The 13821-nt window shown below is 71.9% G+C and carries 12 protein-coding genes and 1 tRNA gene; 11 read left to right on the forward strand and 2 right to left on the reverse strand.

The window, feature by feature from the left end; all coding sequences use genetic code 11:
• Window positions 1–56 precede the first annotated feature (56 nt).
• From dinB to DEI83_RS05625, 6 genes are all read left to right on the forward strand, one after another.
• Complete coding sequence (gene dinB / locus DEI83_RS05600) at window positions 57–1301, forward strand: DNA polymerase IV (protein WP_111080795.1); 1245 nt, start codon at window positions 57–59, stop codon at window positions 1299–1301.
• Window positions 1302–1411: 110 nt separating this feature from the next.
• Window positions 1412–3226 carry a DEAD/DEAH box helicase gene (locus DEI83_RS05605; protein ID WP_375334652.1) on the forward strand — a complete coding sequence of 605 codons (1815 nt, stop codon included), beginning with the start codon at window positions 1412–1414 and terminating at the stop codon, window positions 3224–3226.
• A 34-nt stretch (window positions 3227–3260) separates the two neighbouring features.
• Window positions 3261–3467, forward strand: a complete 207-nt coding sequence (locus tag DEI83_RS05610) for a hypothetical protein (protein WP_111080796.1) — start codon at window positions 3261–3263, stop codon at window positions 3465–3467.
• A 101-nt stretch (window positions 3468–3568) separates the two neighbouring features.
• On the forward strand, window positions 3569–4897 hold the full coding sequence (locus tag DEI83_RS05615) for an NAD(P)/FAD-dependent oxidoreductase (protein WP_111080797.1): 1329 nt from the start codon (window positions 3569–3571) through the stop codon (window positions 4895–4897).
• A 173-nt stretch (window positions 4898–5070) separates the two neighbouring features.
• Window positions 5071–6210, forward strand: a complete 1140-nt coding sequence (locus DEI83_RS05620; RefSeq protein ID WP_111080798.1) for a zinc-dependent alcohol dehydrogenase — start codon at window positions 5071–5073, stop codon at window positions 6208–6210.
• A 20-nt stretch (window positions 6211–6230) separates the two neighbouring features.
• On the forward strand, window positions 6231–6818 hold the full coding sequence (locus DEI83_RS05625; protein ID WP_220036753.1) for a hypothetical protein: 588 nt from the start codon (window positions 6231–6233) through the stop codon (window positions 6816–6818).
• 220 nt (window positions 6819–7038) lie between these two features.
• Here DEI83_RS05625 and DEI83_RS05630 read toward each other — a convergent pair.
• Window positions 7039–7124 (reverse strand) — tRNA-Leu (locus tag DEI83_RS05630).
• 154 nt (window positions 7125–7278) lie between these two features.
• Between DEI83_RS05630 and DEI83_RS05635 the strand changes: the two genes are divergently transcribed.
• From DEI83_RS05635 to mshC, 3 genes are all read left to right on the forward strand, one after another.
• Window positions 7279–8577, forward strand: coding sequence for a M20/M25/M40 family metallo-hydrolase (locus DEI83_RS05635; protein WP_111080799.1), 1299 nt, complete (start codon window positions 7279–7281; stop codon window positions 8575–8577).
• 62 nt (window positions 8578–8639) lie between these two features.
• Complete coding sequence (locus tag DEI83_RS05640; RefSeq protein WP_111080887.1) at window positions 8640–9467, forward strand: undecaprenyl-diphosphate phosphatase; 828 nt, start codon at window positions 8640–8642, stop codon at window positions 9465–9467.
• A complete protein-coding gene (mshC, locus tag DEI83_RS05645) occupies window positions 9464–10705 on the forward strand; it encodes a cysteine--1-D-myo-inosityl 2-amino-2-deoxy-alpha-D-glucopyranoside ligase (protein ID WP_111080800.1) in 1242 nt (413 codons plus the stop codon). Before DEI83_RS05640 ends, mshC begins: the two co-directional genes overlap by 4 nt.
• An 87-nt stretch (window positions 10706–10792) precedes the next feature.
• Here mshC and DEI83_RS05650 read toward each other — a convergent pair whose 3' ends face one another.
• Entirely contained in the window at window positions 10793–11725 is a 933-nt protein-coding gene (locus DEI83_RS05650) for a proteasome assembly chaperone family protein (RefSeq protein WP_111080801.1), read from the reverse strand.
• A 166-nt stretch (window positions 11726–11891) separates the two neighbouring features.
• Between DEI83_RS05650 and DEI83_RS05655 the strand changes: the two genes are divergently transcribed.
• Together DEI83_RS05655 and DEI83_RS05660 are read left to right on the forward strand one after the other, a co-directional pair.
• The gene (locus tag DEI83_RS05655) at window positions 11892–12665 is read left to right on the forward strand and encodes an HAD family phosphatase (protein WP_258371073.1); all 774 of its coding nucleotides are present in this window, start codon (window positions 11892–11894) and stop codon (window positions 12663–12665) included.
• Window positions 12662–13810, forward strand: coding sequence for a tRNA (adenine-N1)-methyltransferase (locus DEI83_RS05660; protein WP_111080803.1), 1149 nt, complete (start codon window positions 12662–12664; stop codon window positions 13808–13810). Before DEI83_RS05655 ends, DEI83_RS05660 begins: the two co-directional genes overlap by 4 nt.
• The last annotated feature ends 11 nt before the right edge of the window (window positions 13811–13821 follow it).

Raw genomic sequence — 13821 nt, forward strand, 5'->3', positions numbered from 1 at the left:
CGAGCTGGAGGCTCTGCTGCTCCCACGCTGTCGGCGGTCCGTGCGAGCATGCTCCGGTGAGCAAGCAGGACGGACGCAACCGGGTCGTCTCCGACGCGCCCGTCGACGACCGCACCGCGACGGTCCTGCACGTCGACATGGACGCCTTCTTCGCCTCCGTCGAACTGCTCGACCGCCCCGACCTCGTCGGCCTGCCCGTCATCGTCGGCCACGACTCGGACCGTTCCGTCGTCACGGCCGCCACCTACGAAGCCCGCAGGTACGGCGTCAACTCGGCGATGCCGATGGCCATCGCGAAGCGCCGGTGCCCCACAGCCGTCATCGTCGAACCGCACTTCGAGAAGTACAGCGCCCGCTCGGCGCAGGTCATGCGCATCTTCGACCGCTTCACCCCGCGGGTCGAACGGCTCGGCATCGACGAGGCGTTCCTCGACGTCGCCGGCGCCCTCCGCCTGTACGGCACGCCGTGGCAGATCGGCACCGAGATCCGCCGGACCGTGTTCGCGGAGACCGGTCTGCACTGCTCGGTCGGGGCGGCGTCGACCAAGTTCGTGGCGAAGCTCGCGTCGAGCCGCGCCAAGCCGGACGGCCTGCTCGTCGTCCCGCACGCCGACACCGTCGCCTTCCTGCACCCGCAGCCGGTCTCGGCGCTGTGGGGCGTGGGCGGCAAGACGCAGGAGACCCTCGAGCGCCGGGGCATCCACACCGTGCGGGACCTCGCGACCACACCGTTGCCGTCGCTCGTGTCGCTGCTCGGACCGGCGGGTGGCCAGCGCCTGCACGACCTGGCCTGGGGGCGGGACCCCCGGACGGTGGAGGCCGGTGTCGGCGAGAAGTCCATCGGGCACGAGGTCACGTTCGGCCGCGACCTCACGGAACGCGACGACGTCGCACGGGAACTCCTCCGCCTGGCCGAGAAGGTCGCCGTCCGCCTCCGACGCGCGGAGGTCCAGGCCCGCACCGTCGCACTCAAGGTCCGGTACACCGACTTCACGACGCTGACCCGGTCCCGCACGCTCGCCGAACCGAGCGACGTCGCCAAGCGCATCCACCGCGAAGCCGTCGAGCTGTACGACGTGCTGCACCGCCCGGGCAACCGGATCCGGCTCATCGGTGTCCGCGGTGAGAACCTCGTCCCCGCGGCCGCGAGCAACGCGCTGTGGGACGACGACGCGCCGTGGCGGGACACCGAGACGACGGTCGACGCGGTCACCGCACGGTTCGGCGCCGGCGTGCTCCGGCCGGCGTCGCTCGTCCGGGCCACCCCCGAGCAGCGTGCCCCGCACGCCCGGCAGGACTGAGCGTGCCGGTACACTCGGGTGGAGTGAGCGCAGCGGAGAACATCGAGCACCAGGAACCCGCCGAACTCCCGATCGACGGGCTGGCGGACGACCGGCACGACCGCGGCACGGTGCCGACCGAACCGGCGGCCATCGCCGAGGTCGCTGGCAACGCCGCAGCGGAACACCTCTCCCCCGCGTTCCCGGAGCGAGCCGCCTGGGGCACCGCGTCCAAGCTGCGCGCATGGCAGGTCGAAGCGCTGACGAAGTACTTCGAGAAAGAGCCCCGCGACTTCCTCGCGGCGGCCACCCCGGGCGCCGGCAAGACCACCTTCGCGCTCCGCCTGGCGACCGAGCTCCTCGCCCGCGGCACCGTCGACCGCCTCGTCGTCGTCGCCCCGACCGAACACCTCAAACGCCAGTGGGCCGACGCCGCCGACCGCGTCAACATCCGGCTCGACCCGATGTTCAAGAACGGCGACGGCATGTTCGGCCGGCACTACCAGGGCGTCGCCATCACCTACGCCCAGGTCGGCATGAACCCCGAGGTGCACGAGCGGATCACGGCCGGCGGCAAGACGCTGGTCATCCTCGACGAGGTGCACCACGGCGGCGACGCCCTGACCTGGGGCGACGGCATCCGCCAGGCGTTCACGAAGGCCACCCGCCGACTGTCGCTGTCCGGCACGCCGTTCCGGTCGGACACCGCGCCGATCCCGTTCGTCCAGTACGCCCCCGACGAGCAGGGCATCCGCACCTCGATCTCCGACTACAACTACGGCTACGGCCGGGCACTCAAGGACGGCGTGGTCCGCCCCGTGCTCTTCATGGCCTACGCGGGGCAGATGCGCTGGAAGACCCGGATGGGCGACGAGATGGCCGCCTCCCTCGGAGACGCCGTCACGAAGGACATCACCGCGCAGGCCTGGCGCACCGCGCTCTCGCCGGAGGGCGAGTGGATGCCCGCCGTGCTCTCGGCGGCGGACAAGCGCCTCACCGAGGTGCGCCGCGGCGTGCCGGACGCCGGTGGACTCGTCATCGCCACCGACACCACCACCGCCAGGGCCTACGCACGGATCCTCCAGCGGATCACGGGGGAGCGGCCGACGGTCGTCCTCTCCGACGAGGCCGCCGGGTCGAGCCGGATCCAGTCCTTCGCCGAGGACACCTCGCGGTGGATGGTCGCCGTCCGGATGGTGTCCGAGGGCGTCGACGTGCCGCGGCTCTGCGTCGGCGTGTACGCCACGAGCGCGAGCACACCGCTGTTCTTCGCGCAGGTGATCGGCCGCTTCGTCCGGGCCCGCCGTCGCGGCGAGACGGCGTCCGTGTTCCTGCCGAGCGTCCCCGGACTGATGGCACTGGCCGCCAGCCTCGAGCTGGAGCGCGACCACGCCCTCGACCGTCCGAAGGACACCGAGGACGGCATGTACAACCCCGAAGACGCGATGGTGGCCGAGGCCAACAAGGAGGACCGGGCCTCCGAGAGCCTGCTCGACATGCAGCCGTTCGAGGCGCTCGACTCGCAGGCCTCCTTCGACCGGGTCCTCTACGACGGCGGTGAGTTCGGCACCGGTGGCGAGGTCGGCTCCCTCGAGGAACTCGACTTCATCGGCATCCCCGGGCTGCTCGAACCCGACCAGGTGCGCGACCTGCTCCGCGCCCGTCAGGCGACCCAGGCCAAGCGTTCGAAGGGCCGTGTCCCGAAGGACGGCATGCCGAAGGCCCCCGAGCCGGTGGACCGGCCGATGTACATGACCATCAAGGAGCAGCGGTCCGAACTGCAGCGCCTCGTCTCGATCTGGTCGCGGCACGCCAACGAGCCGCACGGGTCGATCCACGCCGAACTCCGCCGGATGAGCGGCGGACCGGCCGTGGCGCAGGCGAGCATCGAGCAGATCCAGAAGCGCATCGACATCCTCCGGTCCCGGATCGGCGGCCGGCGGTGAGCCGCCGGACGAGCCCGCCCGTGGTGCGTCGGCCGTGATCGAGCCCGTCGACGACGACCGGACCTGGTACGTCAAGCGCGATCCGGACTCCTCGCCCGAGGCGATCATCGACCGGTTCGGCGGCGGCTACCGGCTCCGCCGGTTCTCCCTGCACGAGTCCCGTCGCACCCAGTACGGCGTCTACACCGGACGCGAGATCGCCGAGACCGCGTGGTGGCGCCTCCGCGACGGCCGGACGTGACGACGGACGGTGGCCGCCGACGTGACCGGGATCCGGTCCGGATCGCCCGGACAGGTGCGGCGCTGATGACGGGGAGGGGCAGGATCGGGTAGACCGGAGGAATGGCAGACTCCATCCCTCACGTCCTCGTCCTCGGCGGCGGCTCGGCCGGCTACACCGCCGTCAAGCAGCTGCAGAAGCACGCCGCCACGGTGCCGATGCGCATCACCCTCGTGGACCAGAACACGTACTACACGTACCTGCCGTTCCTGCCCGAGGTCGCCGGCGGGCACATCGCCCCCAAGGACGTCACCGTCGAACTCCGACGTGCGCTCCGCAAGACCCGCGTCATCCAGGGCAAGGTCACCGGGATCTCCTCCGCCGACAAGACCGTCTCGGTCGCGACGGCGGGCGGCGACGACCGCTCCTTCGGCTACGACCACCTCGTGGTCGCGCTGGGTTCGGTCACCCGCACCTTCCCGACCCCCGGCCTCGACGAGGTCGGCGTCGGCTTCAAGACCGTGGAGGAGGCCGCGTACGTCCGCGCGAAGCTCCTCGACAACATCGCGAAGGCCGCAGCGACGCGGGACGAGGACGAGCGTCGTCGTCTCCTCACCAGCATCTTCATCGGTGGCGGCTACACCGGCGTCGAGGCGATCGGCGAACTGTTCGACGTCTCGCAGGCCGCCATCGCCACGTACCCCTCGCTCGCCGGCGAGCAGCCCCGCTGGGTGCTCATCGACGCGCTCGACCGCGTCGCCCCCGAGGTCGGCCCCGAGCTGTCGAAGTGGACCCTCGAGTCCCTCCGTGCACGCGGCATCGACGTCCGCCTGAAGACCACCATGCCGAGCTGCGAGGGCGGCATCGTCAAGCTCTCCGACGGCGACGAGTTCGCCACCGGGCTGCTCGTCTGGACGGCCGGCGTGAAGCCGAACCCGCTCCTCGACGCCACCGACCTGCCGCGCGGCCCGAAGGGCCACCTCGCCGCCAACGCGAAGCTCCAGGTCGAGTCCGAGGACACGCACGAGGTCGTCCCGGGCGTCTGGGGCCTCGGTGACGTCGCGCAGGTCCCCGACCTCACCGCCGAGAAGCAGCCGGCGTACTACCCGCCGAACGCCCAGAACGCCGTCCGTCAGGCCGTCGTCGTCGCGGACAACATCGTGGCGTCGATCACCGGCAAGCCGCTCGAGGAGTACCGCCACCCGTCCATCGGCACCGTCGCCTCGTACGGTGTCGCGAAGGGCGCGGCGAACATCAAGGGCATCAAGATGACGAACCTGTTCGCCTGGCTCGCGCACCGCGCGTACCACGTGTACGCGATGCCGACGCTGAACCGCAAGGCGCGCATCGTCATCGGGTGGGTGACCGGCGCGGTGTCCGGCCGCGACGCGACCTCCCTCATCAAGGAGACCGACCCGCGTCGCACCTTCGTCGACGCGGCGAAGAGCTAGGGGACCGCGGCGGAGCGCGTCACGACGCGACTGCCTGTCCGACGGGAGGCCCGGTACCAGCTGGTACCGGGCCTCCCGTCCGTCGTGCGGTCCCGTCTGTGCGCCGAACGCGAGCCTGGGCCGCCTCCCACCCGCCGACCGCCAGCGTGGATGGTACGAGCGAGAGGAGCGCCATGCGCGCCATGACCTACCGCGGCCCCTACCGGGTCCGCGTCGAGGACAAGCCCGACCCCCGGATCGAGCACCCGAACGACGCGGTCATCCGCGTGGAGCGTGCCGCCATCTGCGGGTCGGACCTGCACCTGTACCACGGCATGATGCCGGACACCCGCGTCGGCCACACCTTCGGCCACGAGTTCATCGGCGTCGTCGAGGAGGTCGGCTCGTCGGTCGAGACCCTCAGCGTCGGGGACCGGGTCATGGTGCCGTTCCACATCTCCTGCGGCACCTGCTGGTTCTGCGCCCGCGGCCTGTTCACGAACTGCCACAACGTCAACCCGAACGCCACCGCGGTCGGCGGCATCTTCGGGTACTCGCACACCACCGGCGGCTACGACGGCGGCCAGGCGGAGCGTGTCCGCGTGCCCTTCGCCGACGTCGGCCCCCAGGTGATCCCGGACTGGCTCGACCCCGAGGACGCCCTGATGATGACGGACGCGCTGGGCACCGGGTACTTCGGGGCGCAGCTCGCCTCGATCCGCGAGGGCGACACCGTCGTGGTGCTCGGCGCCGGCCCCGTCGGGTTGTACGCGGCGAAGTCGGCGTGGTTCATGGGTGCCGGACGCGTGATCGTCGTCGACCAGCTCGAGTACCGCCTGGCCAAGGCCCGTGAGTTCGCGCACGCCGAGACGATCAACTTCGCCGAGGTGGACGACATCGTCGTCGAGATGAAGAAGCAGACGGACTTCCTCGGCGCCGACAGCGTGATCGACGCGGTCGGGGCAGAGGCCGACGGCAACTACCTGCAGCACGTGACGAGCTCGAAGCTCAAGCTGCAGGGCGGCTCGCCCATCGCGCTGAACTGGGCCATCGACGGCGTCCGCAAGGGCGGCACGGTGTCGGTGATGGGTGCGTACGGCCCGATCCCGAGCGCCGTGAAGTTCGGCGACGCGCTCAACAAGGGCGTCACCATCCACATGAACCAGGCGCCGGTGAAGCGCCAGTGGCCGCGCCTGCTCGAGCACATCCAGGCGGGCCACCTGAAGCCGAGCGACATCATCACCCACCGCATCCCGCTCGAGCACATCGACGAGGCGTACCACCTGTTCTCGGCGAAGCTCGACGAGTGCATCAAGCCGGTGATCGTGCCGTGAGCGGGAACGGAGACCAGAGCATGAGCAGTGCAGACGACCACATCGCGTACGTGGCGGACAAGCCGCGCGACCTGCCGTCGGCCGACGAGCTGCGCGCGCGGATCCCCGGGTGGGGGAGCGACCTCGATCTCGCCGACCGCCCGAGCGTCCCGAAGCTGTCCCGCGAGGCCGGTTCCGCCACCGGCGCGCACTGGGAGCGCCCCGAGCAGCAGCCGGGCGCCGAGGGTCGGGAGCGCTCGATCGAGCACGCGCACGTCACACCGGTGTTCGGCACCGCGCAGCCCCTGTCCGGGGTCGCCGGCGTCGTGAAGCGGTACGCCTACCGCCGCTTCAGCGAGGGACGCCTGGCACACTGGATGCTCCTCGTCGTGGGCGACCGCCTCGACGTGGCCACCCACCGCGTCACCGACGCACTCCGCGGACGCCCGGACCGGTTGGTCAAGGAGACCGGCATCGCCGCCGAACGTGCGGACGACCCGGTCGGCGCCCGGCTCGGGTCGACGCGACGGGACTGGCGGCACGGCGTGCTCGACCCCGTCGTGGCGACGTGGCCGTACCTGCTCATCGGCGGCGTGGCCGTCTGGGTGGTGCGGCGCGCCCGCCGCTGACGCGCCGCCACGCTGTACCGCGCCCTGCTGCGTGCGGTGCGCCCCGTTCGGACGGGGCGCTGTGCACGCAGCCGGGCGCGATGCGCATCCGCCGGCGCTGGCGCTGGCGCTGGCGCTGGCGCTGGGCACGCAAAAACGAACGGCCCTCCCGAAGGAGGGCCGTTCGCCGCTTGTCTCAACCCAAGTGTCCGAGCACGTGCTCCGGAGAGCAGGTACTGCGTGTCCGAGGGGGGACTTGAACCCCCACGCCCTAATACGGGCACTAGCACCTCAAGCTAGCGCGTCTACCAATTCCGCCACCCGGACAGGGTGTGGTGCTCTCGCACCGGGCGCTCCGACCGGGTTTCCCCGGCGTTCCTGCCGAGAGAAGACACTAGCACGGCTGTGAACGCACATTGAACACGGGCGTGCATCCCGGGCGCGGCGCAGCACGGCCAGGGTCGCCGGTAGCGTTGGCACCATGACGGCCGAGCTGGAACGCACCGCGGCGATCGCGCGGGACCTCATCCGGATCGACACCACGAACTGGGGTGAGGGGAGGTCCCGCGGCGAGACCGAGGCGGCCCACTACGTCGAGGCAGCGCTGCAGGACCTCGGCCTGACGCCGGAGTTGTTCGAGTCCGAACCCGACCGGGTCAGCGTCGTCGCCCGCGTCCCGGGCCGGGACCGCAGCAAGCCCGGGCTGGTCGTGCACGGCCACCTCGACGTGGTGCCGGCGGACCCGGCGAACTGGACCGTCGACCCGTTCGGTGGCGAGGTCCGCGACGGATCGCTCTGGGGGCGGGGTGCCGTCGACATGAAGAACATGGACGCGATGATGCTGACGGCACTGGCCGACGTCATCGAGCGGCAGGGGGCGCCGGAGCGCGACCTGGTCATCGCCTACTTCGCCGACGAGGAGGCCGGGGGAGTCCTCGGCGCGCACCACGTGGTCGACACCCGCCCCGAGGTCTTCGCGGGGGCGACGGCCGCGATCAGCGAGGTCGGCGGCTACTCGATCACGCTCGGGGACCGGCGGGCCTACCTGCTGCAGACCGGTGAGAAGGCCCTCATGTGGGTCAAGCTCGTGGCCAGGGGCACCGCGGCGCACGGCTCGCACGTGATCCGCGACAACGCCGTGACGAAGCTCGCCGCCGCGGTGGCCCGGATCGGCAGCGAGGAGTGGCCGGTCCGGCTGTCGGACACCACCGACGCGATGGTCGACGAGGTCGCCCGGTTCCTCGGCGTCGACCCCGTCGCGACCGGACCCGACGAGGTCGCCCTCGCCACCGGCTCGGCCGCGCGCTTCATCCACGCGGCCCTGCACACCACCACGAACCCGACGGTGCTCAGCGCCGGGTACAAGCACAACGTCATCCCGGACGAGGCCACGGCACTCGTCGACATCCGGTGCCTGCCCGGTGACGAGGAGTCGGTCCTCGAGCGGGTGCGTGAACTCGCGGGTGCCGACGTCGAGGTGTCGATGACGCACCGGGACGTCGGTCTCGAGCAGGACTTCGGCGGCCCCCTGGTCGACGCCGTGCGGGACGTCCTCGGGCGGCACGACCCCGGCGCCCCGGTGCTGCCGTACCTGCTCTCCGGCGGCACCGACAACAAGGCGCTGTCGCGGCTCGGCATCGCCGGGTACGGCTTCGTGCCGCTGCAGCTGCCCGCCGGCGTGGACTTCCCCGCGATGTTCCACGGCGTCGACGAGCGGGTCCCGCTCGAGTCGTTGGCGTTCGGCCGCCGCGTCCTCGGAGACCTCTTCGCGACCTACTGATACCGTGCATGGTCGTCGTCGGTGACGGCAACCGAGTCCAGCACCGGCGAAAGGCCGCACACGTGCACATCTTCGAGGCGATCTTCCTCGGCTTCGTCCAGGGTCTGACCGAGTTCCTGCCGGTCTCCTCCAGCGCCCACCTGCGCATCGTCGGGCTGTTCCTGCCGGACGCGAAGGACCCGGGAGCGGCGTTCACCGCGGTGACCCAGCTCGGCACCGAGACGGCCGTGCTCATCTACTTCTGGAAGGACATCACCCGGATCATCGGGCGGTGGTTCGGGGCGCTCGGCGGCAAGGTCCCGCGGAACGACCCGGACGTGCGACTCGGGTGGCTCGTCATCCTCGGCACGATCCCGATCGGCGTCGTCGGACTGCTGCTCCAGGACAGCATCGAGACCACGTTCCGGTCGCTCTGGATCGTGGCGGTCGTGCTCATCGTGTTCGGTGTCGTCCTCGGTGTGCTCGACCGCGTCGGACGGAAGGTCCGGCGGATCGAGCACATGACCTTCAAGGGCGGCATCCTCATCGGTCTCGCGCAGGTGCTCGCGCTCGTGCCGGGCGTCTCGCGCTCCGGGGCGACGGTCTCGATGGGGCTCGCGCTCGGCTACACCCGTCCGGCGGCGGCGCGGTTCGCGTTCCTCCTCGCCATCCCCGCGGTGTTCCTGTCCGGCTTGTACGAGGCCGCGACGAGCCTCGGTGACACCGGAGCGCCGTTCGGCCTCGCGGACACGCTCATCGCGACCGTCGTGGCCTTCGTGGTCGGCTTCGTCGTCATCGCCGCGTTCATGAACTACATCAGCAAGCGGAGCTTCATGCCGTTCGTCGTCTACCGCATCCTCCTCGGCGTCGTCCTCATCGTGCTGCTCTCCCTCGGGGTGATCGAGCCGTGAGGGCCTGGGAAGCCCCGATCGTCCCGGAGGTGGCCGGGTCCGGCCCGCGCCCGGTCGTCCACGACACCGCGACCGGCAAGCCCGTCGACCCGACCCGCGGCACCGACGACGCCGCGCTCTACGTCTGCGGCATCACCCCGTACGACGCCACCCACCTCGGCCACGCGGCGACGTACCTTGCCTTCGACACGCTCGGCCGCGTCTGGCGTGACGCCGGCCTGACCGTGCGGTACGCGCAGAACACGACGGACGTCGACGACCCGCTCCTGGAGCGCGCCGCTCGTGACGGCGTGGACTGGCAGGAACTCGCGGCGTCGCAGATCGACCTCTTCCGCCGCGACATGGAAGCCCTCCGCGTCCTGCCGCCGGACGACTACGTGGCGGTCACGGACGAGGTGGACCGCGTCGCCGAGGCCGTCGCCTTCCTCGAGGAGACCGGGTACGCCTACACCGTGCCGACGCCGGACTCCGACGGCGAGGACCTGTACTTCGACGTCAACCGCCCCACCGAGGCGTGGGCGCTCGGCGACGAGAGCCGCCTCGACCGCGAGACCATGCTCGCCCTCTCGGCCGAACGCGGCGGCGACCCGGACCGACCCGGCAAGCGCGACCCGCTCGACCCGCTCCTCTGGCGCGCCGAACGTGCGGGCGAGCCGAGCTGGGACACCGAGATCGGCCCCGGTCGCCCCGGTTGGCACATCGAGTGCAGCGTCATCGCCGGCGACCGCCTCGGGCTGCCGATCAGCGTGCAGGGTGGCGGCAGCGACCTCGTCTTCCCGCACCACGAGATGAGCGCCGGGCACGCCGCGGCCCTCGCCCACCAGCCGCTCGCGAACGCGTTCGTGCACACCGGGATGGTCGCCTACCAGGGGGCGAAGATCTCCAAGTCGCTCGGCAACCTGGTGACGGTCCGCGGGCTCCTCGACGGTGGTGCCGACCCGCGGGCGATCCGACTCGCGCTGCTGTCCCACCGGTACTCCGACGACTGGGAGTGGTTCGACAGCGAACTCGAGGACGCCGAACGCCGCCTGTCGACCTGGGACGAGTGGGTCCGCTCCGGTGCCGGTCACGAGCCGGACGCCGACGACGTCGCGGCCCGCCTCCGCGCACGGGTGGCGGACGACCTGGACACGCCGGGCGCGGTCGCCGTCGTCGACACCGCGATCGCCGGCGGGACGGCGGCGACGCCGGGCCTCGTCGACCTGGTCGACGCCCTCCTCGGCATCCGCATCGGATGACGTCCCGGGCAGCGCCCGCTGCCCCACGACGGACGGGAGGCCCGGTACCAGCTGGTACCGGGCCTCCCGTCCGTCGGACGCCTGCCGCTACTGCGGCGGCTGCGGCGGCCGCCACGGGCCCTCGCCGGCGGCGCCACCGCCGTCCTTGCCGTCCTTGTGCTCCCGGCGCCGCAGGTACTGCTCGAACTCCTGCGCGATGGCGTCGCCGGACGCCTCGGGGGAGTCGACGGTGTCGCGGGCCTGTTCGAGCTGCCCGATGTACGAGGCCATGTCGTCGTCATCGGCCGCCAGGGCGTCGATGCCCTCCTCCCACTGCGCCGCGTCGTCGAGGAGCGTGCCGCGCGGCACCGTCACGTCCGTCAGCTCCTCCATCTTGTCGAGGAGCGACAGGGTGGCCTTGGGTGACGGGGCGTTGTGCACGTAGTGCGGCACCGATGCCCACAGGGAGAGCGTCGTGAGTCCGGCCTTGTCCATCGCGTCCGCGAGGACCCCGAGGATCCCGGTCGGGCCCTCGTACGTCGACTTGTCGACGTCGAAGGCCGCCCGGACGCCGGCGTTCTCGCTCGAGACGAAGACCGAGATGGGGCGGGTGTGCGGGACGTCGGCGAGCATCGCGCCGACGAAGACCACCGCGTCGATCGAGTAGACGTCGGCGAGGTCGATGACCTCGGCGCAGAAGCCGCGCCAGGTGCGGGACGGCTCGGGTCCGACGAGGACGAACACGTCGCGCTCGCTCGGCGCCCCGGTCGCCCCGATCACCGGGTGCCCCTGGGCACTCGGGCCGTGCAGGACGATCCGCGGCCACTGCACGCCGCGTTCGCCCTCGTCGTCGAAGCCGACCTCGGGACGGTTGAACTGGTAGTCGACGTACCGCTCCCCGTCGATCTCGCGGAGTTCGTCGAGCTCGAGCGCGTCGACGATGCGGCGAGCGAGTCCGCTCGCGGCCTCACCGGCGTCGTTCCAGCCCTCGAACGCGACGACGAGCAGTCGTCCGTCGCTGAAGGGGGAGTGCTGTGGCACGGCAGGGGCCTCCTGGTTGTGGAGTGGGCCGTCGCACCCGCGCTCGCGCGCGCGTCGGCCGGAGCACGATCAGGCATCCACGATAGTCCCGCCGTCCACCGGCGGGCGTCCCCGGCCGCCCGCTCCGGGCCTGCCGCCTCCGGTGCCGCCGGTAGACTCGTCGCCCGTGACCGCGCAACCCCCCGCCCCCGCTCAGCCCGCGCCCGCGCTGCCCGCAGCCGTGCTCTGGGACATGGACGGCACGATCATCGACACCGAGCCGATCTGGCAGGAGTCGCAGGTCGTGCTCACCTCCCGCTTCGGCGCCGAGTGGACGCACCAGGACGGCCTGTCGCTGGTCGGCAGCGGACTCGAGCGCTCGGGTGAGATCCTCCGCGGCAAGGGCGTCGACATGGAGGTCGAGGAGATCGTCCAGTGGATGACGGACTTCGTCGTCGAGCGACTGCACGGCGACGACCTGCCCTGGCGTCCCGGTGCCCGCGAACTCGTCGAGGAGCTGCACGCCCGCGGCGTCCCGACCGCGCTCGTGACGATGTCGCGCCGCACGATGGCGCTCGTCACGGCCGAGGCCTTCGGTGCCGGCGGCTTCCAGGTCGTCGTGGCCGGTGACGACGTCGAGCGCCCGAAGCCGCACCCGGACGCCTACCTGTCCGCCGCCGCGCAGCTCGGCGTCGAGCCGACCGCGTGCATCGCGATCGAGGACTCCGCCACCGGCGTCGCTTCCGCGGTGGCCTCCGGGGCCGTCACGGTCGCCGTCGAGCACATCGTCCCGATCGCCGAGGGCGCGGGAGACGTCCACCTCACCACCCTCGCCGGCGTCGACGTCGACCGCCTGCTCGAACTGACCGGTCCGGCCCTCTCGGCCCGTGCCGCCGAACGCCAGGGAGGCCCGGCCTCCGTCCCGGCGTCGGCCCCCGTCACCGAAGAGGACGCGCGATGAACGACGACACGACCGCAGCCGACGAGACCGCGGCCGCACACGAGGCGGCCGGCACCGTCGTGCCCGAGCAGGCCGGTGCCGCGGCTCCCGAGCTGCCGCACACGGTCGGTGGCGCACCGCACACCCCGCGGCGCGGTCCGTTCCGCGCCGGCGACCGGGTGCAGCTGACCGGCCCGAAGGGCAAGCTCACGACGCTGTCGCTCGAGCGTGGGGTGGTCTACCACACGCACCGCGGCATGCTCGCGCACGACGACGTCATCGGGCAGCCGGACGGCTCGGTCATCCGGGCCAGCTCGGGCGACGAGTACCTCGCGCTCCGACCGCTGCTGAACGACTACGTGATGTCGATGCCCCGCGGCGCGGCGATCGTCTACCCGAAGGACGCGGCGCAGATCGTCGCCTTCGCGGACGTCTTCCCGGGCGCGCGCGTGGTCGAGGCCGGCGTCGGTTCCGGCGCGCTGTCGCTCTGGCTGCTCCGCGCGATCGGCCCGACCGGCAGCCTGCAGTCGTTCGAGCGCCGGGACGAGTTCGCCGCGATCGCACGGGGCAACGTGGGCACGTTCCTCGGCGCCGTCCCGGAGAACTGGTCGGTGACCGTCGGCGACCTGGTGGAGGAACTGCCGCAGGCGGTCGAACCCCAGAGCATCGACCGCGTCGTGCTCGACATGCTCGCCCCGTGGGAGTGCGTGGACGAGGCGGCCGACGCCCTCGTGCCCGGTGGGCTCATCGTCTGCTACGTCGCGACGGTCACCCAGCTGTCACGGACGGCCGAAGCGCTCCGCGACACCGGACGGTTCACCGACCCGCAGTCGAGCGAGACCCTCGTGCGGACCTGGCACGTCGAGGGCCTCGCCGTGCGCCCGGACCACCGGATGGTGGCGCACACGGGCTTCCTCGTCACCGCACGGCGGCTCGCCGACGGGGTCGTCCTGCCGAACCTGAAGCGGCGTGCCGGCAAGGCCGAGTTCTCCGACGAGGACGTCGAGGCCTGGACGCCGGGTGCCGTCGGCGAACGCGGTGCCAGCGACAAGAAGCTCCGCAAGGTGGCCCGGCAGGCAGCAGCCCAGGCGCGCAAGGTCGCGGCGGCGGAAGCCGGTGTGGACGAGGCTCCGGCAGCGTCCGGACCCACCGACGACGCCCGCTAGGCTGGGCCCCG

Origin of the sequence: Curtobacterium sp. MCBD17_021, from assembly GCF_003234525.1 — a bacterium.
Lineage (GTDB): Bacteria > Actinomycetota > Actinomycetes > Actinomycetales > Microbacteriaceae > Curtobacterium.

What these genes read in the sequence shown, in the direction of transcription:
- DEI83_RS05615 (WP_111080797.1), top strand. Translation starts at nt 3,569, where the DNA reads ATGGCAGACTCCATCCCTCACGTCCTCGTCCTCGGCGGCGGCTCGGCC.
- DEI83_RS05620 (WP_111080798.1), top strand. Translation starts at nt 5,071, where the DNA reads ATGCGCGCCATGACCTACCGCGGCCCCTACCGGGTCCGCGTCGAGGAC.
- DEI83_RS05625 (WP_220036753.1), top strand. Translation starts at nt 6,231, where the DNA reads ATGAGCAGTGCAGACGACCACATCGCGTACGTGGCGGACAAGCCGCGC.
- DEI83_RS05635 (WP_111080799.1), top strand. Translation starts at nt 7,279, where the DNA reads ATGACGGCCGAGCTGGAACGCACCGCGGCGATCGCGCGGGACCTCATC.
- DEI83_RS05660 (WP_111080803.1), top strand. Translation starts at nt 12,662, where the DNA reads ATGAACGACGACACGACCGCAGCCGACGAGACCGCGGCCGCACACGAG.